The following is a 26,126-nucleotide window of genomic DNA, read 5'->3' as shown; positions in this document are numbered from 1 at the left end:
GGCCCGTCGCACGGTGCCCGGTCAGCGGCAACTGTCGGCGGCCTCGATCAGCCGGGCCGCCTCGCCGAGCGCCCGGCGCAGGGTCGCCGGGTCGGTGGCGAGGTCGGCCTCGCCGGGCGGCAGCAGCCAGTCGGAGCCCTGCACGGGCGGCTCGGGGTTCAGCCGGAGGCCGCGCCCGGAGGTGCGGACGCAGGTGCTGCCCGGCATGTCCCAGTGGCCGGCCGTGCCGGGTGGGACGAGGAAGCCGAGGGTGTCGCGGCCGTCGTCGTGCAGCACCGGGCCCACGCCCTCGGCGGCCTCGCGGCGCAGGATGTCGACGGCCTCAAGGCCCTGGCGGGTCGGCACCGTGACGAGGTCGCACGCCACGTCGCCGGGCGGCCGCGACCACGACGGCACCAGACACGGATCGGTGTTCGGACGGGTCTCCATGCCGGCCTCCAGCACGCTGCCTGTTGCGGTCCATGAGGTACAACGCGTGACGCCGTCAAGGGCTACGGCACAAGTGCGCCGCAAAGGATGGCAGTTCATGGCAGATCGTGGATGAGATATCCGTTTTGTAGCTAAACACTGCGTGTCGAACCGGACACAGCCTGTACGTTCTTGCCCCGCCGGACCCACGGGGTCACACGGGCGACCACGCCCGTGGAGCCTCCCGTTCCGGCATGGTTCGACGGTTCGCACGAGAGGACCGGCCATGGCGTCGTCAACCGATACCCCGGCGCAGCCCGACCGGCCGCCCCGCCCCAACACCGCCTTCCGCCAGGTGCGCGGCCGCCGTTCCCCCGCCGAGTTCGCCGCCCTGGTGCGGCGCGCGGCGCGGGAGATCGGCGAGCGGGTGAGCTGCGACGCGCGCTACGTCGGGAGAGTCGAGGCGGGTGAGATCCGCTGTCCCAACTACGCGTACGAGCGGGTGTTCCTGCACATGTTCCCCGGCCGCACCCTCACCGACCTCGGCTTCGCGCCGCGCTCGGCCGTGCGGGGGCGCGGCGCCCGCCCGGCCGCGCCGCCGGGCGCCGTCCCGGTGGCCGCGTACGAGCACCCTTACGACCCCCTGAACCACGAGGAGAGCGACGTGCTGCGTCGCGCATTCATGACCGGTACGGGCGCCACGGTGGCGGCCGCCGCCACGCTGGGCCCGCTGGGTATCGCCACGGACGCCTCGGCCGCCGCGCGGCGGCCGGGCACGTCGGAGGCGGCCGCCGTCGAGGAGGCCGTCCGGCACATCCGGCTGCTGGACGACAAGCACGGCGCGGACGGCCTGTACCGGCGCGCGGCGGAGCCGTTGCGCGCCGCGTACGCCCTGCTGGACGCGGGCGCGACCCGGCAGACCACCGCCGAGCGGCTCCACTCGGGCGCCGGTGAACTGGGCATCTCGGTGGGCTGGCTGGCCCATGACTCGGGCCGCTTCGACGACGCCCGTTCGCACTACGCGGAGGCGCTGGCCACCGCCCGGATGACCGGGGACGCGGGTCTGGAGGCGCACGCCTTCTGCAACACCGCCTTCCTCGCGCGGGACGCCGGGCGCCCCCGCGAGGCGGTCCGCGCCGCCCAGGCCGCCCAGCGGGTCGCCCGCCCGCTGGGCTCGCCCCGGCTGATGTCGCTGCTGGCGCTGCGCGAGGCGGGCGGCTGGGCGGGGCTCGCGGACCGCACCGGCTGCGAACAGGCCCTCGTACGCGCGCAGGCGCTGTTCGGGCGCGGTACGTCCGAGACCGACCCGGAGTGGATGAGCTTCTACGGCGAGGCCGAGCTGGCCGGTCTTGAGGCGCAGTGCTGGTCGACGCTGGGCGACTGGCGCCGCGCGGCCCGGCACGCCCGCCGCGCGGCCCGCCTCCAGGACCCGCACTTCTCCCGCAACATCGCCCTGTACACCGCCGAACTCGCCGACGACCTCGCTCGCGACGGGTACCCCGACGAAGCGGCCACCGCCGGTCTGCGCGTGCTGGACCTGCTCGCCCAGGTCCAGTCCTCGCGCATCCACACCATGCTGGCGGGCACCGCGCGGGTCCTGCTGCCCCACCGCCGCGCCGACGGAGTGGCGGACTTCCTGGACCGCCACGCGTCTCTGCCGCGCCCTCGGCGGGGTTAGTGATCGCGCGCCCCTCAGCGCCTCTTAACCGACCAGGTGCCCCGTGTCGTTCCAGCTCTCGATCGCCGGCTCGCCATAGGCCCAGCCGAGGGTGGAGAGGGAGGTGGGGTTGAGGCGCAGGCGGGCCGCGAAGTCGATGGGGAGGCCGAGCCAGCGGGCGCCGATGGAGCGCAGGATGTGGCCGTGGGCGAAGATCAGGACGTCGCGGTCGGCTGAGCGGGCCCACTGGACGACGTCGTCCGCGCGGGCGGTCACCTCAGCGAGGGTCTCACCCTCGGGGACCCCGTCACGCCAGATGAGCCAGCCGGGCCGTACGTCCTGGATCTCGGCCGGCGTCATGCCCTCGTAGGCGCCGTAGTCCCACTCCATGAGCGTGTCCCACGCCTCGGCGCGGTCGCCGAACCCGGCCAGCTCGCAGGTCTCGTGCGCGCGGACCAGCGGGCTGGTGCGCACCTCCACGTCCGCGAAACCGGCCGGCGGCGTCTGCCGCAGCCGCTCGCCGAGCAGCTTGGCCCCGCGCCGGCCCTCCTCGAGGAGCGGCACGTCCGTCCTGCCCGTGTGCTTGCCGGACAGCGACCAGGCCGTCTGTCCGTGCCGGGCCAGCAGGATGCGCGGTGCCATGGGGAACCTTTCCGGAAGAGGGACGCCGAGTGGACGCCGGGGAAACCCGTTCGCCGGGTCCTTCCATGATGGCGCACCCCGCGCGCGGGCAACCCGGTGGCCGATCAGGGCGTCTTCGAGAGCCGGAACGCCCGCGCGGACGGGCGGGCCGACACCGTAAAGTGTCACGGCGCCCGCGGGGGGTGCCAGGCAGCGCGAAGGGGGAGGGCGATCGGATGCCGCAGACCGAGGCAGCAAACACCGGGGCGGTGCCGCGTACCGGCCCGCGCTGGTGGACCGAACTGCCGCTGATCCTGCTGGTCTACGGCTGCTACAGCGCCGGCCGGCTCCTCGCGCGCGGGGACGTCTCCTCGGCCGTGGACCACGGTCTGGCCATCCTCCGGATCGAGAAGGCGCTGTACCTGAACGCCGAGCACCCGCTGAACCGTCTCTTCACGGCGGAGCCCTGGCTCGGGGTGCCGGCCGACTTCTGGTACGCCTCGCTGCACTACGTCGTGACACCCGCAGTGCTGGTCTGGCTGTTCCGGGCCCGTGCCGAGCACTACCGGGCGGCCCGCACCTGGCTGATGACGTCCACATTCATAGGGCTCATCGGCTTCACCCTGCTGCCCACCTGCCCGCCCCGCCTGCTCTCCCCCGGCCACGGCTTCGTGGACACCATGGCGCACTACAGCTCTTACGGCTGGTGGGGCGGCGAGGCTAGTGCCCCGCGCGGCATGGGCGGGATGACCAACCAGTACGCGGCGATGCCGAGTCTGCACGTCGGCTGGGCACTGTTCTGCGGGGTGGTGCTGTGGAAGTACGGGCGCACCCGCTGGGCCAAGATCGCCGCGGTCGGCTATCCGCTGCTGACCGCGATCGTGGTCATGGGCACGGCCAACCACTACTTCCTGGACGCGGTCGCGGGCGCGGCCGTGATGGGCGCCGGCCTGCTCCTGGCCCCGTACGTGACGTGGGCCGCGACGGCCGCTCGGCTGCGGCTCGCCGCCTGGGCGGCCCCGTTGCGGGCGGCCGGAAACACCGGTCCTGCTCCGATTGTCAGTGACGGATGCCAGACTTCCGCGGGTGAGCGAATTCCACGGCAGCGCGAGTCGCGGCTCGACCCCGCGGCCGGAACCGACGCCTCCCCCAGCGACGCGGGGGACGGCGCTGCGGCACCGGCTCGCTGAGCTGCGCGGTCCCGACGTACCGGCCAAGGCGCTGGACGCGCGCGCCCTCGCGGCGCTCGCGGCCAATCCGGGCTGCCGCAGACGCGCCATCCTGGACGGTGCCGGGGTGGACAAGGCCGCGCTCGCCGGCGCGCTGGGCGCCCCCTCGGACTACGGGCAGTCCCAGTTCGCGCTGATCCGGGGCAACACCTTCGAGGCCCGGGTGAAGGCGGACGGCGGCGCCGAGCTGCTGCGCCTCACCCACACCCTGCTGGACCCGGCCGCCGAAGCCCCCGCCGGGGCGGCGGTGCCGGACCTGAGCGCTCCGGGGCCCGAGGGCCGTACCGCGCGTACGGCGCTGGCGCTGCGCGAGGCGGTCGCGGCGGGCGGCTGGACGCTGCTGGACCACCCGATGCTGGCCCTGGACGTGGCGGGCTCGCCCGCCTTCCTGGAGCCGGACGCGGTGGTGGTGCACCCCGACGGCGGCTGGACGGTCGTGGAGATCAAGTCGTTCCCGATGCTGGACGGCTCGGCCGACCCGGCGAAGGTGGGCGCGGCCGCCCGGCAGGCGGCGGTGTACGTGCTGGCGCTGGAGGCGGTCGCGGCCCGGCTGACCCCGCCGCCCGCCGTACGGCACGAGGTGCTGCTGGTGTGCCCGAAGGACTTCTCCAACCTGGCCACCGCGCGCGCGGTCGACGTCCGGGCCCAGCGGGCGGTCACCGCGCGGCAGCTCACCCGGCTGACCCGCGTGGAGACGATCGCGGAGGAGCTGCCCGAGGGCACCTGCTTCGACCCGGAGCGACCGGCCGGTGAGCTGACGGCCGCCGTCGACGCGGTTCCGGCGACCTACGCGCCGGAGTGCCTGTCCTCCTGCGAGCTGGCCTTCCACTGCCGGGAGCGGTCCCGCGCGGCGGACGCGGTGACCCGGCTGGGCCGTCCGCTCCGCGCCGAGCTGGGCGGTCTCGGCACGGTCCAGGAAGTGCTGTCGGCGGCGCGGGGCGAGAGCGGAGATCCCGACGACCCGGTGGTGGCCGCGCTGCGCCGGGCCGCCGCCCTGCGCGCCGAGGCGCTCGCCGAGGCGGCGGACCGGGAGGCCGTGCCGTGTCCCTGATCGCCACCCTGGCCCGTCTGGAGGCGGTCGCCACCGGCCGGGCCCAGCCCGCCGCGACCGTCCGGCACCGCCATCTGTCCGACCGCCCGCTGGTGTTCGTCCCGCTGACCACCGCCGGTGAGACCGGGGCCCCGCTCGGCGCGCTGGTCGGCACCGACCGGGACGCGCCCCGGCTGCTGGTCGTGCCGCAGCCCCGCGACCGCGACCAGCGCTTCGCCTTCCTCGCCGAGCTGGCCGACATCGTGCTGCCGCACCTCGACTCCTGCGCCGAGGCGGTGGAGACGGCCGAGCGCACCGAGACCGACCCGGAGACCGGCAAGCGGGTCAAGGTCGAGGTCGACCTGTGCGTGGACGCGCCCCAGATCGTGGTCCCGAGCCGCGCGGGCCTGGACCTCGTACGGCTGCTGGGCCGCTCCATGCGGTTCCGGCGCACGGCCGAGCAGGAACCGGAGACGCCGTATCCGGCGCCGCCGCGCGTGCCGTTGCTGGGTCGCTGGCTGACGCACTACGGCGAGCGGTCCCGGGTGCCGGGCTCCTCGCTGCTGCTGGCGCTGACCGACGCGCTGTCCCGGCACTGGGCGACCGGGCAGTCCATGGTCGAGGACCAGCATCTGGGCGCCCTGCTGGCCTGGATCGACCCACCCGAGGGCGAGTCCGGCGCCGAGGCGGCCGCGCGGGCCGAGCAGGCGCGGGACGCGGCGGGCCAGTTGCTGTGTCCCCCGGCGGGCCCGGCCACCGACCCGGCGTTCGACAACAGGCTGCTGGCCCCGGCCATCGAGCGGTACGACCGGGCGCGCACCGCGCTGGCCGCCGCCGAGGACGCCCCGCGGGCCGAGGACCTGCTGACCACCGTCACCGCCGCCGAACGGGAGATCCGCGAGCTGGTCGAGAGCCGTACGAGGCCCACCTGGGACGCGGTCTGGCGAGGGCTCGACCTGCTGCGGGCGCTCCCCGAGGGCGGCCACGTCGAGGAGCGGTGGACCCGGGACCGCTGGTCGTTCACCGCGCACCGGGACCGGATCACCGCGGGCGAACCCCCGCAGCCGCGCCGGGACGACGCGGTGACCGCGGCCAACAAGCTGGCCGGCCGCGAGCGCGAGCAGGCCCGGCTGGAGGCGCAGGAGGCGCTCGACGACCCGCTGGTGATGGCGGCCCGGCGGCTGGCCGGGGAGGCGTTCGCGGGCGAGGTGACCGAGGTGGTCATGGCGTACAGCGAGGGCAAGCGGCCGAGCCCGCGTCCGCTGGTGACCGTGCGCACCGAGGACCGCCCGCACCTGGGCGAGCGCGCCAAGGTGTACCGCTCGCTGAACGGCAAGGCGCAGACGGCGGAGTTCGCCGGGTACGAGGGCGCGCCGGAGGACGGCGTGCTCGTGCTGCGGATCATGGACAAGATGGGCCGGGGCAAGGAGCCGGAGGCCGGTTCGGTGCCGGAGAAGGGCGACGCGGTGTGCTTCACCCTCTTCGAGCACGAGCAGCGCGGCGGTGCCAAGCTGCCCGACCCGGAGCAGACCCCGTGGACGCACGGCGGGCCGCCCGGTGAGCCCGTGCCGGAGATCCCGGACGCGGTGACCGAGGAGGACGTGCTGTGACGACCGTGGACTTCGACCCCTCGGCCGCCGCCACGCGCGCCACGGACGCGATCCTCGCCGACACCCTGCACGGCACCGAGCGCGGCGTGGTGGTCGACTCCCCGCCCGGCGCCGGCAAGTCGACGCTGGTGGTCCGCGCCGCGCTGGAGCTGGCCGGGGCGGGCCGCCCGCTGATGGTGGTGGCGCAGACCAACGCCCAGGTAGACGACCTGGTGCTGCGCCTCGCCGAGAAGGACCCCGACCTGCCGGTGGGCCGCCTGCACAGCAGCGACACCGACGCCTACGACAAGGCGCTGGACGCGCTGCCGAACGTCCGTACGTCGGCGAAGGCGGGCGATCTGGGCGGGCTCCCCGTGGTGCTGTCCACGGCCGCGAAGTGGGCGCACGTCAAGGTGGACGAGCCGTGGCGGCACGCCATCGTGGACGAGGCGTACCAGATGCGCTCGGACTCGCTGCTGGCCGTGGCCGGGCTGTTCGAGCGGGCGCTGTTCGTGGGCGACCCCGGCCAGCTGGACCCGTTCTCCACGGTGGGCGGCGACCAGTGGGCGGGCCTGTCCTACGACCCGTCCGCCTCGGCGGTGACCACGCTGCTCGCGCACAACCCCGGCCTCCCCCAGCACCGGCTGCCGGTGTCCTGGCGGCTGCCCGCGTCGGCGGCTCCGCTGGTGTCGGCCGCGTTCTATCCGTACACGCCGTTCCGCAGCGGGACCGGGCACGGGGAGCGGCGGCTCGCCTTCGCGGTGCCGTCGGACGGGTCGGGCCCGGACCGGGTGATCGACGAGGCGGCGGAGTCCGGCTGGGGGCTGCTGGAGCTGCCGGCCCGGCACACCCCGCGCACCGACCCGGAGGCGGTGCGGGCGGTGGCTCTGGTGGTGCGGCGTCTGCTGGACCGAGGGGGCGCGGCCGTCTCCGAGCGCGCGGAGACCCCGGCCCCGCTGACCGCCGACCGGGTCGCCGTGGGCACCGCCCACCGGGACCAGGCGGCGGCGGTCCGCGCGGCCCTGGCCGACCTGGGCGTGGCGGGCGTCACCGTGGACACCGCGAACCGGCTCCAGGGCCGGGAGTACGACGTCACGGTGGTCCTGCACCCGCTCTCCGGCCGCCCCGACGCCACCGCCTTCCACCTGGAGACCGGCCGCCTCTGCGTGCTGGCCTCCCGCCACCGCCACGCCTGCATCGTGGTCTGCCGCGCGGGCGTGAGCGACCTGCTCGACGAATACCCGTCCACGGAACCGGTCCAGCTCGGCACGCTGGTGAAGTTTCCTGATGGGTGGGAGGCCAACCACGCGGTCCTGGCGCACCTGGCCGAACACCGCGTACCACACCGGCCCTGACCGTAGGTGCGGGTCTGGCCCTGGGGCGGTCTTGCGTGGGCGCGGGACAATGGACGGTGGTCCGGCCGCAGGCGGGGCCGAGTGGAAGCGAACGTACGAGGAGGAGATGAAGACATGGCGGAGCCCTCGCCGCGTCGGAACGAACCGCGGCTACGCCCCGCGCCCCTGCTCTTCGAGCCCGCGGAGGCGGCCGCCGATCCGGAGCATTTCTTCGACCTGGAGTCGCTCGACGACCCGCGCGCCCTGCTGACGCGGGCCACCGAGCTGACCCAGGCGTTCCGCGCGGCGGCCGACCGGGCCATGGAGTTCCAGGCCGTGGCGGCGGCCCAGCTCGCCGACCCGCGCCGGTTCGACCGGCTGACGGCGGCGGACATCGCCGAGCGGGCGGAGTGGACCGAGGACTACGCCAGGAAGATGGTGGAGTTCGGCCGGGACCTGCTGCGGGGCGCCGACCCCGAGGGCCGCCGGGCGGTCGATCCGCACTAGCCGCGAGGGGACGACCCGCGCATCTGGCATATGCCAGGCGGGCAAGATACCCCCTCCCGCCCCCTGCTGTCCCCAATTTCCGCAACCCAGCGGAACCGGTCGCTCACCGGCGGTAGACCTGTGTGCATGACCAGTGCACCGGACATCACCGCCGCCACCGCCGAGGGAGCCGCCTGGCTCGCCTCCGCCGGAGCATATCCGCGCAGCACGCTCGCCTTCTGGGAGGAGCGGCCCGGCGCCCCCGTCGTGCTGCCCTGCGGCACGGTCTTCGACGTGGTGAGCGCGCCCTCGGTGTTCGGGCGCCGGATGCTGGACCGGTTATGGGGGGCGGAGGGGCCGGGCTGCGGGCCGGTCGCGGTGCACCGGGGCCGGACCCTGCTGTTCGCGGCGCCGGGCACGGCCCAGCGGCTGCCCTCCCTGCTGACCTGGGAGGAGTGGGGCCCGCGCACCCACGCCGTACCGCCGCTGCTCTGTCACGGCACCGGGGACGCGGTGACCGTCCCGGCACTGGAGGGCGACGCCTCCCCGGCCCCGGCGGGCTCCCGCTGGCTGGTCGCCCCGGACACCCGGCACCCCTGGCTCCCCGGCCCCGAAGTGATGCTCTGGGCGGCGGTGCGCGCGGCCCGGGTATCGATTTTTCCTCCCGCCGACCAGGATGCTAAGGTCTACGACGTCAGCAGGCGCCGCTAGCTCAGTTGGTTAGAGCAGCTGACTCTTAATCAGCGGGTCCGGGGTTCGAGTCCCTGGCGGCGCACAGACAACGAAGGCCCTCGCGCGAGCGGGGGCCTTTCGCGTACCCCGCCTCAGGCACCCTCCCCCGGTGTGATCCGTACCGTCCACGCCCCGGCCGGGGTGCGCTCCTCGACCTCCACCTTCACCCCGTCCCCCGGCACGGTGAAGCTCTCCCCCAGCGACACCGGCGCGTCGGCCAGTGGCGGGTAGACGGAGTTCTCCCAGCACCCCTCGGTGTGCGGGTGGGCGTCCACCACGTCGACCGGGCCGTCCCCGGACTCGACGCCGGCGCGCACCCGGTAGACGAGGATGCCCTGCTTGCACGCCGTACGGTCGTTCCCCACCGGGCCGCGGGCCTCGAAGGCGAGGGCGGTGTCCGCCCCGGTGCGCACCACGGCGAGCTTGGTGCCGTTGCCGAGCCCGAAGGCCGGGGTGCCGGACGCGCCCCGCACCGGCACCCCGGGCCCGGCCGCGAGCGGCTCCAGGGTGAGCCGGGTCGGGCCCGCGCCCCGTACGCAGGCCACCTGGCGGGGGTCCAGCCAGCCCAGCTTCCACTTGTGCCAGCCGAAGAGGTCCGGAGCCGCGCCGAACTGGCTGCCCATCAGGTCCCAGTCGCCGACGTGGGTGTCCCAGTCGTCCTTGGAGTCGGTCGGGCGGTGGTAGAGGTCGGGGAGGTCGAAGACGTGCCCGGTCTCGTGGGCGAGCACCAGCCGGTCGGGCGGGTGCTGCTCGAAGACCGTGACGACCCGGCGTACGTCGGTGCCGTCCAGCCGGACGGGCGAGTCGAGGTTGACGACCTTGGTGGCGTCGGAGTCGACGCCGGGCGCGTCCGGGTCGGCCACCAGGTAGACCACGTCGTAGCGGGAGAAGTCCAGTCCCTTGTCGGCCACGGCGAACGCGTCCCGCAGATAGGCGGAGCGGTCCGAGGGCGCCCAGTCCCGCTGTATGCGGTACGCGGTGGACGGGCGCGGCATCCGCAGCCAGCGGTCCATCGGGTGCGGGCGCAGGGTGAAGCGGCCGTAGGAGGACTGCGCGAAGTAGCGGCTGGTGGCCGGGAAGTGGTCGGCGGTCAGCTCGTCGGGGGTGGTGCGGGGGGCGGCGTCCGGGAAGGACAGGAAGACCAGGGCGGCGTCGAGCGTGCCCTGCGGGCGCGGGTAGGCGGAGTTCCAGGTGTCCAGGCCCTCGGAGTGGTGGGCGTCGGTGCGGTGCAGCGCGCAGGGCTCGGGCGAGAAGGGTTCGGCCACGGAGGGCCCGGTGAGGATCGAGGTCGCGGCGAGCGCCGACATCGTGGTGGCCACGGCGGCGGTGCTGCGCAGCTTGGGCACGTCTGGGACCTCCGGTCGCGGTTCGCGGGACACCGCCACCCAGACTGTGTGCTTATGTTGCGCTATGCCCTGTTTACCTGAACCGGAAGGGTGAGTACGCCCGTTTGCCCGTCCGGAGGACGCCCGGCGACCGACACCCCGAACCACTCACGGAACGTCACAAGTGGTCGTGGGCCTCAAGAACCCGTCCAGGTCCGGGCAGAAACGATCTGTCAGGAGGGCGGGTCGGTCGTGGAGACTGAAGACCGGCTGGAAGGGGCCGGGACCAGCCTCTATGATCGGCACACTTTCCGGCACGGACAGGGATCGAGTGCACTGCGGGAGCGAGCGGTGAGCGGAACGTCCGAAGGGCCGACGCCCGCGGCAGACCTCGACCGGTCAGCCGTGACCGACGGTGACCACATGACCTACCACCGGGTCTTCACGACGGCCCCGCTCCCCATGGCCGTGGTGACCCCCGACGGGCTGGTCGCGCACGCCAACACCGCCCTGGGAGCGTTGCTGGGCACGACCGCCGAGGCGCTGGCGGGCCGTCCGGCCGCCGACCTCGTGGACCTGGCCCCCGACCCGCACACCCGGCACGCCTACCGCGAGGTGCTCGCCGGACGCCGGGACCGGCTGCGCTGCACCCGGCACCTCAAACAGCCGGACGGCGACCCCGTATGGGTGCGGATCACCGTCACCCCGCTGACCGAGGGCACGCCGGGCGCCCTGCTGTCCGTCTCCGACATCAGCGCCCGCCGTGAACTCCAGGACCGGCTGCGGCATTTGCGGATGCACGACCCGGTGACCCGGCTGCCCAACCGCACCCTGTTCTTCGAGCGGCTGTCGGCCGCGCTGGAGGCGGAGCCGGAGGACGGGACCGGAACCGGGCGGATCGGCCTGTGCTGTCTGGACCTCGACGGGTTCAAGGCGGTCAACGACACCCTGGGACACCGCGTCGGCGACCGGCTGCTGGAGGCCGTGGCCAAGCGGCTGACCCATGTGGCCGAGGAGACCGAGGGCGCGCGGGCCGGTGCCCCGCTGGTGGCCCGGCTCGGCGGCGACGAGTTCGCGCTGCTCGTGGAGGACTCCACCGGCACCGAACAGCTCTCGGACCTCGCCGCCTCGGCGCTGCGGGCGCTGGAGGAGCCCTTCGACCTGGCCGGCCGGCGGCTGTCGCTGACCGCGTCCATCGGGGTGGTCGAGCGGCACACGGCCGGGACGACGGCGACCGGTCTGATGCAGGCCGCCGACACCACGCTGTACTGGGCGAAGGCCGACGGCAAGGCCCGCTGGACCCTCTTCGACCCCGAGCGCAACGCGCACCGCGTCACCCGTCAGGCCCTCTCCTCCACGCTCCGCCCGGCCATCGAGCGCGGGGAGTTCGCGCTGGAGTACCAGCCGCTGGTCGGCATGGAGGACGGGCGGCTGAGCGGGGTGGAGGCGCTGGTGCGCTGGAACCACCCGCAGTTCGGGATGCTGACGCCGAATCGGTTCATCCAACTGGCCGAGGAGGACGGCTCGATCGTGCAGCTCGGCCGCTGGGCGCTGGTCACCGCCTGCCGCCAGGCCCGGCAGTGGCAGCTCGCCCAGCCGGACGAGCCGCCCATCTTCGTCAGCGTGAACGTGGCCGTGCGCCAGGTGTGGGACTCCGACCTGGTCGCGGACGTGGCGAGCACGCTCACCGAGACCGGGCTCGCCCCGCATCTGCTCCAGTTGGAGCTGACCGAGTCGGCCGTGATGGGCTCCGGGGGCCGCCCGATCCAGGCGCTCCAGGCCCTCAGCGACATGGGCGTGCGCATCGCCATCGACGACTTCGGCACCGGCTACTCGAACCTGGCCTACCTCAGCAGGCTGCCGGTCTCGGTGCTGAAGCTCGACGGGTCCTTCGTGCGCGGCTTCCAGTACGAGGGCGGTGACCCGGGCCCGGCCGGGGCGGGGGCGGCCACCGCCAATCCGGCGGACGAGGTGATCGTGGAGGCGATGATCCAGCTCGCCCACCGGCTCGGCCTGACCGTCACCGCCGAGTGCGTGGAGACCTCCGCGCAGGCCACCCGGCTGCGCCGGATCGGCTGCGACACCGGGCAGGGCTGGCTCTACTCCCGCCCGGTGCCGCCGGACCGGATCACGGAGCTGCTCGGGGTGCAGAGCTACGCGGCGGGCAGGCCGTAGGCGTCGGCGATCAGCTCGTAGGAGCGCAGCCGCAGCTCGCCGCGGTGGGCGTGGCTGGTGAGCATCAGCTCGTCGGCGCCGGTGCGCTTCTGCAGGTCGTCCAGGCCCGCGCGGACCTCGTCGGCGGTGCCGTGCACGATGTTGCGGGTGAAGGAGGCCGCGAACTCCTCCTCCATCGGGCTGAATTCGTGCCGGGCGGCGTCCTCGGGGTCGGGGAAGAGGCCGGGACGGCCCATGCGCAGCCGGAGCATGTTGAGCGCGGTCGCGCGGACCTGGCGGCCCGCCTCGGCCTCGTCGTCGGTGGCGAGCGCGGAGACACCGATGAGGGCGTACGGCTCGGCCAGCACCTCGGAGGGGCGGAACGTCTCCCGGTACAGGTCGAGCGCCGGGATGGTGTTCTGCGCGGAGAAGTGGTGCGCGAAGGCGAAGGGCAGGCCCAGCATTCCGGCCAGTTGGGCGCTGAAGCCGGAGGAGCCGAGCAGCCAGATCACCGGCCGGTGCGCCGACTGCACGCCGCCGGGGGTGCTGCCCTGCACCGGGCCGGGGATGGCGTGGATACGGGCGTAGGGGTGCCCGTCGGGGAAGTCGTCGTCGAGGAACCGGGTCAGCTCGGCGAGCTGCTGCGGGAAGTCGTCGGCGCCCTCGTTCAGGGTGTCGGAGCGGCGCAGCGCGGCCGCCGTCGCCCCGTCCGTGCCCGGCGCCCGGCCGAGGCCCAGGTCGATCCGGCCCGGTGCCATGGCCTCCAGGGTGCCGAACTGCTCGGCGATGACCAGCGGGGCGTGGTTGGGCAGCATGACGCCGCCCGAGCCGAGCCGGATGCGGTCGGTGTGGGCGGCGAGGTTGGCCAGGATGACGGCGGGCGAGGAGGAGGCGACGCCCGGCATCGAGTGGTGCTCGGCGACCCAGTAACGGTGGAAGCCGCGCGCCTCGGTGAACCGGGCCAGCTCCACGCTGGTGCGCAGCGCGTCGCTCGCGGTGCTCCCGGCTCCCACGGTGACCAGGTCGAGTACGGAGAGGGGGACGGGGGCGGTGCCGTGCACGGCACCCCGGATCTCGTCTGCCGGCACGGTGGATGCCTCCTGTTTACGGCGTGCTCTGTCCTGTCGTGCCGTAACAGGAGGCAGTCCCCGCTTATTCCCCCGGCCTGGTCGGAGCCGGTCGTCAGAGCTGGACGACGGGTTCGCGGGTGAAGAGGGTGCCGAGGGTGTCGGTGTGCAGCCGGCGGTCGGCCAGCCGCAGCCCCTCCCAGACCGACACCTGGGACGCCGTGAGCACCGGCTTGCCGAGCGCGGCCTCCAGCGCGGACAGGTGGGCGGCGGTGCGTAGCGCGGTGTCGGGCAGCAGCACCGCCTCGGCGTCCGGGGTGTCGGCGGCCCGTGCCAGGGCCAGCAGTTCCGCCTCGTCGCCGTCGGCGGCCCGCTCGGCGGTGAGGGCGTCGACCTCGTCGGTGCCGGTCACCTCCAGCCCGCCGTCGGCCAGGAACGCCCGGAACAGCGCGGCGGTCTTCGGCGGGTAGGCGTGTGCGACGGCGACCTTGCGGACGCCGAGTGCCTGGGCGGCGTGCACGAAGCCCAGCGAGGTGGAGGAGGCGGGAAGTCCGGCCTGCCGGGCCAGTTCCGTCGCCTCGGCGTGCGCGCCCTTCCAGCCGTGCGCGAACCCGCCCGCCGGGCTCGTCCACACCACCGCCTCGGCGCCGGTCAGCCGCAGCCCCTCCATGGCCGCCGTGAGCCGTCCGGCGAAGTCCGCGCCGTGCAGCGGGTCCGCCGCGTGGGCGTCCTCGCCGGTGCCGGTGTGCACCAGGTCCAGCCGGACCGCGCCGGCGAGCAGTTGCTCGACGCGCGGGTAGTCGTCCTCGCCGCGATGGCCCGGGCAGAGGAATCCGATCGCTGTCATGTCGGCCTTTCTGTCTTCGTCCACGGTCTGTTCAGGGATCTCCCCTGCGACTTCCCCCGCTTCCCGCGAGGGCGCCCCGTGTGGCCCGCACGGCGGTACGGGCACCCCCGCTTTCGGTTCGGGTACCCAGCCGAAGCCGGATCGTCCCCCTCGGGGCGCGGCCCGTTGACGGCGCCGGGCCCCCGTGCCAGCGTGGGGCGACCGCGCGGGAGACGGGAGGTGGCAGGCCGATGACCGTCCCCACCCTGCTGGTGCTGGACGCCGATCCGCCGCCGAGGCTCGGCCGGCTCACCGGGCGGGCCAGGGTGCTGCACACCGACGACGAGGGCCTGGCCGCGCTGCTGCCGGAGGCGGACGTGCTGCTGGTGTGGGACTTCCGGTCGCGGGCGGTGCGCGACGCGTGGCCCGGCGAGGGGCCGCGCCCGGCCTGGGTGCACACGGCGAGCGCGGGCGTGGACCATCTGATGTGCCCCGAACTGGCCGCCTCCGACACGGTGGTGACCAACGCGCGCGGTGTCTTCGACCAGCCGATGGCCGAGTACGTGGCCGCGCTGGTGCTGGCGGCCGCCAAGGACCTCCCGCGCACGGTGGAGTTCCAGCGGGACCGCGTCTGGCGACACCGGGAGACGCGCCGGGTGGCGGGCACCCGCGCCTGCGTGGTCGGCTCCGGGCCGATCGGCCGGGCGATCGCCGCCACCCTGAAGGCGCTCGGGGTGAGGCCCGCGCTGGTGGGCCGACTGCCCGGCACCGGCGTGCACGGACCGGCCGACCTGGACCGGCTGATCGCCCGCGCGGACTGGGTGATCGCCGCCGCCCCGCTCACCGACCGGACGCGCGGCATGTTCGACGCGCACCGCTTCGGGGTGATGCAGCCCTCGGCCGTCTTCGTCAATGTGGGCCGGGGCGAGCTGGTGGACGAGCCCGCCCTCGCCGAGGCACTGCGCAGACGCTGGATCGCGGGCGCGGCGCTGGACGTCTTCACCACCGAACCCCTGCCCGCGGACAGCACGTTGTGGGACCTGCCCGGCCTGCTCGTCTCCCCGCACATGAGCGGTGACACGGTCGGCTGGCGGGACGAACTGGGCGCGCAGTTCGTGGACCTGTACGAACGCTGGGCGGCCGGAAGAGAGCTGGTCAACGTGGTGGACAAGAAGCGCGGTTACGTACCGGGCCACTGAACTCCCGCTGCGCGGCGCGTAATCGGCGCGCATGTCCCGTGCGGGCCTGGGTAGCGGCGCCGCCATGGCTTCTCGACTTGGCAAGGACACGGAAAGAATCCGGCCGGTGCGCCTGCGGGAGAGACGGGCGGTGCTGCTGGGCGCGCTGGCACTGGGCGGGGTGGGGGCGCTGGGCGCGACGGGGTGTACGCGGGTGGCGGCCGCGTCCGGCGAGAAGGGCGGCGACCTGCTGGACCGGCTGCGCGCGCAGGGTGTCGTGCGGCTGGGAATCGCCGGTGAGGTGCCCTTCGGGTTCATCGACCGGGACGGCAGGCTCACCGGGGAGGCGCCGGAACTCGCCAGGGTGATCTTCAAGCGGCTCGGGGTGGAGCGGGTGCAACCGGTGCCGACCGAGTTCGGCTCGCTCATACCCGGCCTGAACTCCCAGCAGTTCGACGTGGTGGCCGCCGGGATGTACGTCAACGCCGAGCGCTGCCGCCAGGTGATCTTCGCCGACCCGGACTACCAGATGAAGGACGCCTTCATCGTCCGCAAGGGCAACCCCAAGGGCCTGCGCTCCTACCGGGACGTGGTGCAGAAGAAGGCGCGGTTCGCCACCGGCGCGGGGTACGCCGAGATCCAGTACGCGGTCGAGGCGGGCTACCGGGAGAGCGACATCCTCATCGTGCCCGACCAGGTCGCCGGGCTGAACGCCGTGGAGGCCGGACGGGTCGACGTGTTCGCCGGTACGGCGCTCACCACCCGCGAGGTGGTCAAGAAGTCCCGGAAGGCGGAGTCCACCGAGCCGTTCGCGCCGCTGGTCGGGGGCGAACCGCACGTCGACGGCGGCGCGTTCGCGTTCCGGCCCGTCGAGACCCGGCTGCGGGACGCCTTCGACACCGAGCTGCGCGAGCTGAAGCGCACCGGTGAACTGCTGCGCATTCTCCGGCCGTTCGGGTTCACCGCGGCCGAGATGACGGACCTCACCGCGAAGGAGCTGTGCGGCGGATGACCTCGGGACTGTGGGAACTCGTCCTGCGGGGCGTCTGGACGACCGTCCAGCTCCTCGTACTGAGCGCGCTGCTGGCCTCGGCGGTGTCCTTCGCCGTGGGCATCGCCCGCACCGACCGGCGCCGGCTCGTGCGCTTCCTCGCGGGTCTGTACACCGAGGTGTTCCGCGGCACCTCGGCGCTGGTGATGATCTTCTGGGTGTTCTTCGTGCTGCCCATCGCCTTCGGCTGGCAGTTGGTCCCGCTGTGGGCGGGCACCCTGGCGCTCGGCCTGACGTACGGCGCGTACGGGTCGGAGATCGTGCGCGGCGCCCTGAACGCGGTCGACCCCGCGCAGCGCGAGGGCGGGATCGCGCTCGGCTTCACCCCCTGGCAGCGGATGCGGCTGATCCTGCTGCCGCAGGCGGTGCCGGAGATGGTCCCGCCGTTCTCCAACCTGCTGATCGAGCTGCTCAAGGGCACCGCGCTGGTGTCGGTGATGGGCATGGGCGACCTCGCCTTCAGCGCCAACCTGGTGCGGCTCGCCCTCCAGCAGAGCGCGGAGATCTACACGTACGTCCTGCTCATCTACTTCGGGATCGCGTTCGGGCTGACCCGGCTGATGCGGTCGCTGGAGAAGCGGCTGAAGGGTGGTGCCGCGTGAGGTGGGACTGGAACGCCGTGAGCGACTTCATGCCGTACTTCTGGCACGGTCTGCTGGTCACGCTCCAGGTGGTGGCGCTCGGCTCGCTGCTGTCGTTCTCGCTGGGGCTGGTGTGGGCGCTCCTGATGCGGGTGCCCTCGCGCTGGGTGCGCTGGCCGGTCGGTGTGGTCACCGAGTTCGTGCGCGACACCCCGCTGCTGGTGCAGTTGTTCTTCCTGTTCTACGTGCTGCCCGAGTGGGGTGTGACCTTCTCGGCGCTGACCACCGGTGTCTTCGCCATCGGGCTGCACTACTCGACGTACACCATGCAGGTCTACCGGGCCGGGATCGAGGCCGTGCCGGTGGGCCAGTGGGAGGCGGCGACCGCGCTGAGCCTGCCCCGGCGGCGGACCTGGACCGCGGTGATCCTGCCGCAGGCCCTGCGACGGGTGATTCCCGCGCTCGGCAACTACGTGATCTCCATGCTGAAGGACACCCCGATGCTGATGGTGATCACCGTGCTGGAGATGCTCGGCCGGGCGCGGCTGTTCTCGCAGGCGAGCTTCCAGTTCACCGAGCCGCTGACCGTGATCGGCGTGGCCTTCATCGTCCTGTCCTACCTGGCCTCCCTTCTCCTGCGAGCACTGGAGCGACGCTTTGTCCGCTGACATCACCCTGCCGAAGCAGAACCAGTCCGGTGAGCTGATCCGGCTGGAGAAGGTCACCAAGCGCTTCGGCGCGAACACGGTCCTCGACCACCTGGACTTCTCCGTGGACGCGGGCAGACACGTGACCCTGATCGGCCCCTCCGGGTCGGGCAAGACCACGATCCTGCGCCTGCTGATGACCCTCACCCGGCCGGACGAGGGCACCATCACCGTGGACGGCCAGGCACTCTTCCCGGCGCCGGAGAAGCAGGTCCGGGAGGTGCGCAAGAAGATCGGGATGGTCTTCCAGCACTTCAACCTGTTCCCGAACATGTCCGTGCTGCGCAACATCACCGAGGCCCCGGTCCAGGTGCTCGGGCTGTCCAGGGACGAGGCGGAGGCGCGGGCGCGCGAGCTGCTGGAGCTGGTCGGGCTCTCCGACAAGCTCGACGCGCGGCCCGCCCGGCTCTCCGGCGGCCAGCAGCAGCGGGTCGCCATCGCGCGGGCGCTCGCCATGCGCCCCCGGGTGCTCCTGCTGGACGAGGTGACCAGCGCGCTCGACCCGGAGCTGGTCGCAGGCGTACTGGACGTGCTGCGCGACATCGCCCGCGGCACCGACATCACCATGCTCTGCGTCACCCACGAGATGGGGTTCGCGCGGGACATCTCCGACCAGGTGCTGATGTTCGACCAGGGCCGGGTGGTGGAGTCCGGACCGCCGGAGAAGATCTTCGGCGACCCGGAGCAGGACCGCACCCGGGAATTCCTCAGCGCGGTGCTGTAGGCGAGCGGGCGCGGAGGCGGTTGTCAACGCCCCCTCCGCGTCCGCCCGTCGGCCGGTACCGTGGAAGCGATCCGCCGACCGGATCTCGCGGCCCAGGAAGCGAGCGCAGGGGGAGACCGTGGCGCCGATGCACGAGCCGACCGCCCCGTACCACTCGGCGAAGGACGCCCTGCGCGTGCTGGAGTCCGTGGCCCGCCACCCCGCCGGGGCCGACGCGGCCGGACTGGCCCGCGCGGCCGGTCTGGACCCCGGCCGGCTGACCGCCCTGCTGCGCATGCTGCGCCGCGAGGGGTACGTCGAGCAGACCGCCGACGGCGCCTGGATCACCGGCGACACCCTGCGCCGCCTCACCTCCGCCCACGACCACGACAGCGCCCTGCGCGAGAAGCTCCAGCACACCCTCGACCGGCTGCGGGACGTGGTCGGCGCGGCGGTCTACATCAGCCGGTACGAGGACGGCGAGGTGCGGGTCACCCAGTACGCGGCCGGGCCGAGTGCCCCCGCGGTCAACGAGTGGGTCGACTTCCGCTCCTCCGCGCACGCCACCGCGGTCGGCAAGAGCCTGCTGACCCAGCTCGACCACGACGCCCGGCGCGACCACCTGTCCCGGCACCGGATGGCCCGGCTGACCTCGCGGACGATCACCAGCGACAGGGTGCTGCTGTCCCGGCTGGAGTCCCAGCCGCCCACGGTCCCCGTGCTGGACCTCCAGGAGTACGCGGTCGGCACGGTCTGCGCGGCCGTCCCGATCACGGCCGGGGCCTCCGTCGGCTGCCTGGCCGTGTCGCTGCCGGTGGAGCGCGCGCACCGGCTGCGCCGGGCGGCGGACGCCCTCAACCGGCACGCGGCCCCGGTCCTGCTCTCCCTGGCGCTGTAGGTGGTCGCGAGGTCGGCGGGAGGTGGTCGGGAGCACCCCCGGGAACCGGGTAGTATTTTCTCTGTCGCCGGCCGCGAAAGCGGAAGGCGGGAGTCATGCGCCGCTAGCTCAGTTGGTTAGAGCAGCTGACTCTTAATCAGCGGGTCCGGGGTTCGAGTCCCTGGCGGCGCACATCTGTCGAGGGCGGGTCGGGAAACCGATCCGCCCTCGCGGTTTTCCTAGACCGCCGAGTGCGCGGAGACCGCGAAGAGCACGCAGCCCACGGCCACCACACCCATGAAGGCGACCAGCACTCCGGTGCCCAGGATCAGCCGCCCCCGGGCCGGCTGGAGCGCGGTGGCCCACTGCGGCCGCTCCGCCAGATAGCGCACCACCACGTGGTCGCCCGCCACCACGGTCGAGTCGCCGCCGACCTCGTCGAACCGGAACCTCTGGCCCTCGCGGGTGGTGAACTCGTACACATGGTGGAGCGTGCTGTGGACGGCCGCGTCGTGGCCGCCGCTCGTCTTCGTGTAGGTGGTGAGGCAGCGCCCCTCGGCGGTCAGGCCGTGGGCCCACGTCCGGCTGGTGCGCAGGGCGCGGCGGATCACCTGGACCGCGCCGAAGACACACCCGGCCATGATCACTCCGGGCACGAGGTAGAGCAGTGCGTCCATCAGGCCCCCCTGGGTCGGCACGCCGCTCCGATGGACCGGCGTGCCGTGAACGTACCCGTGGGGCAGGGCCGTTGGCCTCAAGCGAAGCTCAGAATGTGACGTCCGAGCAGGCGTAGAAGGCGTTCGCGGTGTCGGCCACGTTCCACACCGCGAGGATCACGTGGTGGCCGGTCAGCCCCCGGGGCAGGGTGCCGCTGTGGCTGAGCGTGGACGGCGGGCGCTGGCCGTTGTACGGCACCGAGAGGAACGGGGTCAGGTTGAGGTCGGACCGGGCCAGGGCGTGGTTCTGGTTCCAGCCCTGCTTGGTGACGTAGTAGGTGAAGTCGCTGGTGGCGTGCATGGCGGTGAACTGCCAGCGGAAGGTGTACGACTGGCCGCCGGTGACCCGGGTGGTGGGCCAGGCGCCGCCGGAGGGGGTGCTGGGGGCGTTGAGCTGGCCGAAGCGGCTGTTGCCGCCGCTGCAGAGCTGGCCGTCGCCGGGGCCGGCGCCGGGGAAGCCCTTGGGGCCCTCGACGCTCTGCGGCTCCCACTGGATGTCGCCGCAGTTCGCCACGGAGCCGTTCTGGCAGAGCTTCTGCCGGCTGACCGGCAGATCTGTGTAGCCGTGGCCGCTGGCGCCGCCGGTGGAGAGTACGAAGGCGCCGGCGGTGGCCATGCCGAGCACGGCCGCGGACAACGCTGACAACCTGGTCCTGGTACGCATGCTGCCGCTCCTGGGGAACGTCGTGGGGGAAGGTTCACTGAGCCGGGCTGTGCGGTGACGGTGCGATAGGTCCAGACCAAGTACCAGATTATTGCCGGGAGTTGAACGTGTCCATACCATCCGGCGGCATGCGTCAGGCCGGTTCCCGGCGGGCCGAGCAGAAGGCCACCGTGAGGTCCCGGACCAGTGCCTTGCGCTCGTAGTCGTCCAGCTCGACCAGCCCACGCGTGGTGAGCCGGGTGACCGTGTCCTCCACGGAGTCCACCACCGAGCTGAGCATGGTGGCCCGCTGCTGGGCGTCCAGCGCGGCGATCCGGCGCCGCTGCATGGCGGCGGCGACCTCGGGCGCGTACTCCACCCGGACCGGCTGCACGGAGAACACCTCCACCCCGACCGGCGCCACGTCGGCCGCGACCAGCCGGGTCAGCGCGTCTCCGGCCGCGTCCGCCCCGCTGCGCGCCCCGCCCGGCAGCTCCACCGGGACCCGCGCGAGGGCCGACTCCACGCATTCCCGCAGGTAGGTCTCGTGCTCCTCGATGCCGAGCAGCGCCCGTGCGGTGTCCCGCACCCGCCACACCACCAGCACCACCACACGCAGCGCCACCCCGTTCGCGTCCGCCGCCGGCACCGCGCCGCTGCGCCAGTGCCGCAGCCGCACATCGGCCCGGCGCCGCCGCAGCAGCGGGTTGATCCACAGCAGCCCGGTCCGCCGTACGGTCCCCCGGTAACGGCCGAACAGCCCCAGCACCCAGGCCCGTCCGGTGCGCCCGCGCGCCAGCCCGCCGAACCCGAACAGCCCCAGCGCCCCGGTGCCCGCGTATGCCGCCCACTGCGCGGCACCGAGCCCCGCACCGGGATGCAGGGGCAGTCCGAGCGCGTCCCCCGCGTACGACGGCAGCACCCCCGCCCACCAGGTGGTGGCCAGGCAGCCGGCGACCCCGCCGAGCCCGGCCAGCACCCCGGCCGCGCCGGGCAGCACCCGCGCCGGACGCTCCTGGAGCTCCGGGTCGGGGCGCAGTTCGGGCCGTCTGCGGACCGGCGCCGGGCGGCCGAGCCGGGGATGTTCGCCGGTGCCCTCCCGGCGGTTCACCACGGCGGGGCGCCGCGTCTCGGGGGCGCCTTCGTCGCGGAAGAGCAGGTGGACGGGGATCTCGGTGGTCGCCTCGTTGTGGATCAGCCGGGTCGGCCGGACGGCCGTCCCCGCGCCGCCCGGCAGGCTCTCCGGGTGTTCCTCGGGCTCGTGCGTGTGGGGTGTGGTCGTGCTCATGGGTGCCTCCAGCCTCCGCGCCGGGTGCGTCATGACAGGGGATGCCGGGCCGCGCGCGGACGCGGGGCCCGGGGGTGACCGGGCGCCTCAGCCGAACAGGCGGCGCCAGGTCTCGGGGCCCGGACAGCCGTCCGCCGCTCCGCCGCGCCAGCCCTGGGCGCGTTGGAAGGCTTCGACGGCACGCCGGTCCGCCTCGCTCCAGCGGGGTCCGGGTCCGGTGCCGAAAAAGCTGCCGAATCCTTTCTTCACCAGTTGCCGCCCGAGTTGGGTGACGTGGGCGTTGTTCGCGCCCGCCCGGAAGTACTGCTTGCCGGGGAAGGCCGGGACGCCGCCGGGGCCCGCCGAGCCGGCGGCGATGTCCTTGCCCGCGCCGGTGACCAGCAGCTCCCAGGTGCGAGGGCCGGGCAGCCCGTCGGCGGCGGAGCCGGTCCAGCCCTGGGCCTTCTGGAACGCCTGGGTGGCGCGCCCGTCGGCCTCGCCCCAGACCGGGCCGGGCCCCGTCGAGTAGTACCGGCCGCCGCCCCGGGCGACCAGCATCTCGCCGAGCTGGGTGACGTACTTGTTGTTCGCGCCGGGCCCGAAGTACTTGGTGCCCGGGAAGGGCACCGGGGTGGCCATCGGCTCGGCGCCCGCGGAGCCCGCGGTCACGCCCTTGTAGCGGTAGGGGACGTACTTGGTGGTGTTGTTCCAGTAGGGGTAGGGCGTGCTCTGGCGACGGGTGTGCGGGGGTGTCTGCTCGTACGCCGTGTAGGCGGTGTGGGTGTAGTCGGTCCAGCCGCCGAAGATCACGACGTGCGAGCTGCCCTGGGGGTCGGCGGCGTTGTGGAAGAGCAGGATGTCGCCGGGCTGGAGTTCCTCCTTGGTGATCTTCACCGCGAACTGGCCCAGGCTGCCCGTCCACTCGTTGGAGAGCAGCCCCCAGGCCATGGAGACGTAGCCCGAGCAGTCCTGGCGGTACCCGTCCGACCAGAACTTGGTCATGCTGTACGGCACCTGCGCGCTGACCCACTGCTTGGCCCGGTTGATGATCGCCGTCCGGGTGGTGGCGGGGGTCTTGGCCTGGGGCCGGGCGGGCGAGCCGGCCGGGCCGTGCAGGGGTGCGGTGCTGCCCTGCGGGGTGGCAGGGCCCTCGTCCGCCGCCGGGGCGCCGGGGCGGTGCGGGGCCGCGTGCGGGGCCGACGCCTGGGTGAGCGCGCCGGCCGCGGGGACGGCGCCGAGCACGGCGGACGCGGCGGCGGCCATGACCACGGCGCTCCGGGCGGCCGGGCGGCCTCCGGTACGGACGGACGCCGGGCGGGGGGCGAGCCGCCGCCACCGGACGCAGCCGAGGCAGTCGCAGTCGCTCACCGGATCGAATTCCTCGAACACCGGAGCCGGCATGCGATCTGCCTCACATTCGGGGTGGATATGTCCGCGTGTGTGCACGTTGATCAGTTTCACAACTGTCCGCGTGACGCGCATGTTGACGGTCCGAATGGTGCACGCCCCACCCAGGGGCCCCGCGCCGTCCATCGCCGGCGGTCAGGACCACCCCGGCGGGTCCTGTAGAGTTTTCCCGTCAGCAGGCGCCGCTAGCTCAGTTGGTTAGAGCAGCTGACTCTTAATCAGCGGGTCCGGGGTTCGAGTCCCTGGCGGCGCACAGACAACGAGCAGGCCCCCCGTGCGAACGGGGGGCCTGCTCGCGTTCCGGTTCACCGCAATGAACGGTTGTGACCGGTAAGTTCATCGGCGCGGCCCTCACGGCTTGAGGACGACCTTCTCGCAGCGGTCCTTCTTGTTCTTGAACAGGTCGTAGCCGGTCGGTGCCTCGGTCAGGGGCAGCCGGTGGGTGATGACCCGGGTGGGGTCGATCTTGCCCTGCTCGATGAGATCCAGCAGCCGCTTCATGTACCTGTGCACGTGGCACTGCCCGGTGCGCAGGGTCAGGGACCTGTTCATCCAGGCACCCGCCGGGAACTTGTCGATCAACCCGCCGTAGACGCCGATGACCGACACCACGCCGCCGCTGCGGCAGGACAGGATGGCCTGGCGCAGGGCGTGCGGCCGGTCCGTCTCGGAGCGGACCGCCTGCTTGGCGCGGTCGTAGAGGTGGACGTGGGAGGCACCGTGTGTGGCCTCCAGGCCGACCGCGTCGATGCACTTGTCGGGGCCCCGGCCGCCGGTGAGTTCGAGGAGCGCCGAGCGTACGTCGGTGTCCTCGAAGTTGATGGTGGTGTAGCCCTGGGCGGCGGCCATGTCGAGCCGGTAGGTCTCCTTGTCGATCGCGATGACCTTCTCCGCGCCCAGGACCCGGGCGCTGTCCATGGCGAACTGCCCGACCGGACCGGCGCCCCAGACGGCGACGACGTCACCTTCCTGGATGTCGCACATCTCGGCGCCCATGTACCCGGTCGGCAGGATGTCGGACAGGAACAGCACCTGCTCGTCGGTGAGGTCCGACCCGATCTTCAGGACGTTGGCGTCGGCGAGCACCACGCGGGCGTACTCGGCCTGGCCGCCGGCGAAGCCGCCGGTGAGGTGGGAGTAGCCGTAGATCCCGGCGGTGGGGTGGCCGAAGAACTTCTCCGAGATGCCGGCGTTTGGGTTGGTGTTCTCGCAGCACGAGTACAGCTTCGCGTGGCAGGACGCGCAGGCGCCGCACGCGATGGGGAAGGGCACGACGACCCGGTCGCCGACGCGCAGTTTGTCGCTGACGCCGGGGCCGACCTCGATGACCTCTCCCATGAACTCGTGGCCCATGATGTCGCCCTTTTGCATGGTGGGGACGTAGCCGTCGAGCAGATGGAGGTCGGAGCCGCAGATCGCCGTCGAGGTGATCTTCACGATGGCGTCGCGGCTGTTGAGGATCGACGGGTCCGGGACGTCCTGCACCTCGACGGAGTTGCGTCCGGTCCAGCAGTTCGCCTTCATGCCAGGGCCTCCTTCAGTTCGTCCTCGGTCAGCGGCCGGGCCGGGTGCTGCGGGAACTCGCGGCGGGCCCGCTTGCCGCCGGGTGCGCCCTCGGAGCGGACGACCTCGCCGACCTCCGCGATCTGCTTGAAGCGGCGCAGGTCGTCGTCCAGCTGCTGGTGCGGTTCCTCGCCGAAGTAGCGCGCCACGGCCTCGCCCAGCGCCCCGCCGGGCAGGTCGTAGCGCAGGGTCACCCGGATCTCCGTGCCCCGGCCGCCGGGGGCGGGCACGAAGTGGACCTCGCCGGAGTTGTCGATGTCGGCATCGTCCACCGACCGCCAGGCGATCAGCCGGCCGGCGACTTCCTCCGTGGTCTCGGCGTCCCATTCGACCGCCTTGCCGAACGGCGCGGCGGCCCGCCAGTGACTGGTGCCCGGGCCGGTGACGCGCACCTCCTCCAGGTGCGCCATGAAGTCCGGCAGCCGCTCCAGGTCCCTCCAGAGGGCGTAGACCTCGTCCGGGGACTGGACGACGGTGGTGGCCGCGGTCAGTTCCATGGGGGTACTCCTACGGGTGCGGGTCACGGCCGCGTAGACGTCCGTGACCGTGAGGGCGCTGACCGCGGCGGTCGCGGCGACGGTGCGGCTGAGTCCACGGCCGTCGTGGTTCTTCAGGGCCCGGGTCAGCATCGTCAGATCCATGAGGTCGCCGCCCACGCGGCTCCAGAGCCAGGCGGGGTGCGGCCGTCCCAGCAACCCGGCCGCCGCCGCCAGCTCGCGCACACCGACGGCCGTCGTGGCCGAGCGATGCCGGAAGGTGCCGTCCACCCCCAGGGCCCGGGCGAAGCCCGCCGGGGCGACGACCTGGGGCACACCCAGGAGCGCACTGGCCCAGCCCAGGCCGCGTACGAGCGGATCGTGCCGGAGGCGGGAGGTGGAGCGGGTGTCTGTCTTCATGAGTGCTCCCCACGTGCGGTGAGGTGAACGGAAGGCGGCCCACCTGGTGGCAGGGCATGACCGCGGCACCTGCGGTGAC

Annotated in this window: 25 protein-coding genes and 3 tRNA genes; 17 read left to right on the top strand and 11 right to left on the bottom strand. The window is 73.4% G+C overall.

Translation table 11 applies throughout. The features are described 5' to 3' along the window. Positions 1 to 21 precede the first annotated feature (21 nt). On the bottom strand, positions 22 to 429 hold the full coding sequence (locus OG448_RS19570; protein ID WP_405555516.1) for a hypothetical protein: 408 nt from the start codon (positions 427 to 429) through the stop codon (positions 22 to 24). Positions 430 to 694: 265 nt separating this feature from the next. Here OG448_RS19570 and OG448_RS19565 point away from each other — a divergent pair, with 265 nt between their 5' ends. After that, positions 695 to 2,086, top strand: a complete 1,392-nt coding sequence (locus tag OG448_RS19565; RefSeq protein WP_405555515.1) for a hypothetical protein — start codon at positions 695 to 697, stop codon at positions 2,084 to 2,086. 24 nt (positions 2,087 to 2,110) lie between these two features. Here OG448_RS19565 and OG448_RS19560 read toward each other — a convergent pair whose 3' ends face one another. Then, positions 2,111 to 2,707 carry a histidine phosphatase family protein gene (locus OG448_RS19560; protein ID WP_405555513.1) on the bottom strand — a complete coding sequence of 199 codons (597 nt, stop codon included), beginning with the start codon at positions 2,705 to 2,707 and terminating at the stop codon, positions 2,111 to 2,113. 215 nt (positions 2,708 to 2,922) lie between these two features. Between OG448_RS19560 and OG448_RS19555 the strand changes: the two genes are divergently transcribed. The 7 genes from OG448_RS19555 (at position 2,923) to OG448_RS19525 (ending at position 9,129) form a co-directional block, all read left to right on the top strand. Next, entirely contained in the window at positions 2,923 to 3,876 is a 954-nt protein-coding gene (locus OG448_RS19555; RefSeq protein WP_405555511.1) for a phosphatase PAP2 family protein, read from the top strand. Further along, the gene (locus tag OG448_RS19550; protein WP_405555509.1) at positions 3,773 to 4,966 is read left to right on the top strand and encodes a hypothetical protein; all 1,194 of its coding nucleotides are present in this window, start codon (positions 3,773 to 3,775) and stop codon (positions 4,964 to 4,966) included. Before OG448_RS19555 ends, OG448_RS19550 begins: the two co-directional genes overlap by 104 nt. Continuing rightward, a complete protein-coding gene (locus OG448_RS19545; RefSeq protein ID WP_405555507.1) occupies positions 4,957 to 6,555 on the top strand; it encodes a hypothetical protein in 1,599 nt (532 codons plus the stop codon). Before OG448_RS19550 ends, OG448_RS19545 begins: the two co-directional genes overlap by 10 nt. Continuing rightward, complete coding sequence (locus OG448_RS19540; RefSeq protein WP_405555505.1) at positions 6,552 to 7,889, top strand: AAA domain-containing protein; 1,338 nt, start codon at positions 6,552 to 6,554, stop codon at positions 7,887 to 7,889. The genes OG448_RS19545 and OG448_RS19540 overlap by 4 nt, the downstream gene beginning before the upstream one ends. A gap of 114 nt (positions 7,890 to 8,003) precedes the next feature. Then, positions 8,004 to 8,375, top strand: a complete 372-nt coding sequence (locus OG448_RS19535) for a hypothetical protein (protein ID WP_405555504.1) — start codon at positions 8,004 to 8,006, stop codon at positions 8,373 to 8,375. 126 nt (positions 8,376 to 8,501) lie between these two features. Then, the gene (locus tag OG448_RS19530; RefSeq protein ID WP_405555502.1) at positions 8,502 to 9,065 is read left to right on the top strand and encodes a bifunctional DNA primase/polymerase; all 564 of its coding nucleotides are present in this window, start codon (positions 8,502 to 8,504) and stop codon (positions 9,063 to 9,065) included. Beyond that, positions 9,056 to 9,129 (top strand) — tRNA-Lys (locus tag OG448_RS19525). The genes OG448_RS19530 and OG448_RS19525 overlap by 10 nt, the downstream gene beginning before the upstream one ends. A 49-nt stretch (positions 9,130 to 9,178) precedes the next feature. Here OG448_RS19525 and OG448_RS19520 read toward each other — a convergent pair. Further along, entirely contained in the window at positions 9,179 to 10,393 is a 1,215-nt protein-coding gene (locus OG448_RS19520; RefSeq protein ID WP_405558858.1) for a M6 family metalloprotease domain-containing protein, read from the bottom strand. 369 nt (positions 10,394 to 10,762) lie between these two features. On the opposite strand from OG448_RS19520, the gene OG448_RS19515 reads away from it, so the two are divergent. After that, positions 10,763 to 12,586, top strand: a complete 1,824-nt coding sequence (locus OG448_RS19515; RefSeq protein WP_405555500.1) for a putative bifunctional diguanylate cyclase/phosphodiesterase — start codon at positions 10,763 to 10,765, stop codon at positions 12,584 to 12,586. Here the strand turns inward: OG448_RS19515 and OG448_RS19510 are convergent. Both OG448_RS19510 and OG448_RS19505 read right to left on the bottom strand, forming a co-directional pair. After that, on the bottom strand, positions 12,565 to 13,653 hold the full coding sequence (locus OG448_RS19510; RefSeq protein ID WP_350900455.1) for an LLM class flavin-dependent oxidoreductase: 1,089 nt from the start codon (positions 13,651 to 13,653) through the stop codon (positions 12,565 to 12,567). The two genes, OG448_RS19515 and OG448_RS19510, sit on opposite strands and share 22 nt — an antisense overlap. A gap of 94 nt (positions 13,654 to 13,747) precedes the next feature. Continuing rightward, positions 13,748 to 14,479 carry a decarboxylase gene (locus tag OG448_RS19505; protein WP_391292053.1) on the bottom strand — a complete coding sequence of 244 codons (732 nt, stop codon included), beginning with the start codon at positions 14,477 to 14,479 and terminating at the stop codon, positions 13,748 to 13,750. A gap of 230 nt (positions 14,480 to 14,709) precedes the next feature. Between OG448_RS19505 and OG448_RS19500 the strand changes: the two genes are divergently transcribed. From OG448_RS19500 to OG448_RS19470, 7 genes are all read left to right on the top strand, one after another. Then, complete coding sequence (locus tag OG448_RS19500; RefSeq protein ID WP_405555498.1) at positions 14,710 to 15,657, top strand: D-2-hydroxyacid dehydrogenase; 948 nt, start codon at positions 14,710 to 14,712, stop codon at positions 15,655 to 15,657. Positions 15,658 to 15,721: 64 nt separating this feature from the next. Continuing rightward, a complete protein-coding gene (gene ehuB / locus OG448_RS19495) occupies positions 15,722 to 16,648 on the top strand; it encodes an ectoine/hydroxyectoine ABC transporter substrate-binding protein EhuB (RefSeq protein WP_405555483.1) in 927 nt (308 codons plus the stop codon). Beyond that, entirely contained in the window at positions 16,645 to 17,289 is a 645-nt protein-coding gene (gene ehuC / locus OG448_RS19490; RefSeq protein ID WP_405555472.1) for an ectoine/hydroxyectoine ABC transporter permease subunit EhuC, read from the top strand. The genes ehuB and ehuC overlap by 4 nt, the downstream gene beginning before the upstream one ends. Then, positions 17,286 to 17,936: an ectoine/hydroxyectoine ABC transporter permease subunit EhuD gene (gene ehuD, locus OG448_RS19485; protein WP_405555470.1), complete on the top strand. Its 651-nt coding sequence runs from the start codon at positions 17,286 to 17,288 to the stop codon at positions 17,934 to 17,936. Before ehuC ends, ehuD begins: the two co-directional genes overlap by 4 nt. After that, on the top strand, positions 17,926 to 18,699 hold the full coding sequence (ehuA, locus tag OG448_RS19480) for an ectoine/hydroxyectoine ABC transporter ATP-binding protein EhuA (RefSeq protein WP_405555468.1): 774 nt from the start codon (positions 17,926 to 17,928) through the stop codon (positions 18,697 to 18,699). The genes ehuD and ehuA overlap by 11 nt, the downstream gene beginning before the upstream one ends. Before the next feature lie 118 nt (positions 18,700 to 18,817). Further along, entirely contained in the window at positions 18,818 to 19,576 is a 759-nt protein-coding gene (locus OG448_RS19475; protein ID WP_405555466.1) for an IclR family transcriptional regulator C-terminal domain-containing protein, read from the top strand. 97 nt (positions 19,577 to 19,673) lie between these two features. Further along, positions 19,674 to 19,747, top strand: a tRNA-Lys gene (locus tag OG448_RS19470). Positions 19,748 to 19,794: 47 nt separating this feature from the next. Here OG448_RS19470 and OG448_RS19465 read toward each other — a convergent pair. The 4 genes from OG448_RS19465 to OG448_RS19450 all read right to left on the bottom strand — a co-directional run bounded on the left by OG448_RS19465 (position 19,795) and on the right by OG448_RS19450 (position 23,582). Then, a complete protein-coding gene (locus OG448_RS19465) occupies positions 19,795 to 20,232 on the bottom strand; it encodes a DUF3592 domain-containing protein (protein WP_405555464.1) in 438 nt (145 codons plus the stop codon). An 88-nt stretch (positions 20,233 to 20,320) separates the two neighbouring features. Continuing rightward, entirely contained in the window at positions 20,321 to 20,935 is a 615-nt protein-coding gene (locus OG448_RS19460; protein ID WP_405555463.1) for a lytic polysaccharide monooxygenase, read from the bottom strand. Between the two features lie 133 nt (positions 20,936 to 21,068). Further along, positions 21,069 to 22,202, bottom strand: coding sequence for an SPFH domain-containing protein (locus OG448_RS19455; protein ID WP_405555462.1), 1,134 nt, complete (start codon positions 22,200 to 22,202; stop codon positions 21,069 to 21,071). A gap of 87 nt (positions 22,203 to 22,289) precedes the next feature. Beyond that, a complete protein-coding gene (locus OG448_RS19450; protein WP_405555461.1) occupies positions 22,290 to 23,582 on the bottom strand; it encodes a peptidoglycan-binding protein in 1,293 nt (430 codons plus the stop codon). A gap of 185 nt (positions 23,583 to 23,767) precedes the next feature. On the opposite strand from OG448_RS19450, the gene OG448_RS19445 reads away from it, so the two are divergent. Further along, positions 23,768 to 23,841, top strand: a tRNA-Lys gene (locus OG448_RS19445). A 98-nt stretch (positions 23,842 to 23,939) separates the two neighbouring features. Here OG448_RS19445 and OG448_RS19440 read toward each other — a convergent pair. After that, positions 23,940 to 25,112, bottom strand: coding sequence for a zinc-dependent alcohol dehydrogenase (locus OG448_RS19440; protein WP_405555459.1), 1,173 nt, complete (start codon positions 25,110 to 25,112; stop codon positions 23,940 to 23,942). Continuing rightward, positions 25,109 to 26,047: an SRPBCC family protein gene (locus tag OG448_RS19435; RefSeq protein WP_405555458.1), complete on the bottom strand. Its 939-nt coding sequence runs from the start codon at positions 26,045 to 26,047 to the stop codon at positions 25,109 to 25,111. Before OG448_RS19435 ends, OG448_RS19440 begins: the two co-directional genes overlap by 4 nt. Between the last annotated feature and the right edge of the window lie 79 nt (positions 26,048 to 26,126).

The organism is Streptomyces sp. NBC_01171 (assembly GCF_045039805.1).
Taxonomy (GTDB): Bacteria; Actinomycetota; Actinomycetes; order Streptomycetales; family Streptomycetaceae; genus Streptomyces.
This window is presented reverse-complemented; position numbering and strand designations above follow the sequence as displayed.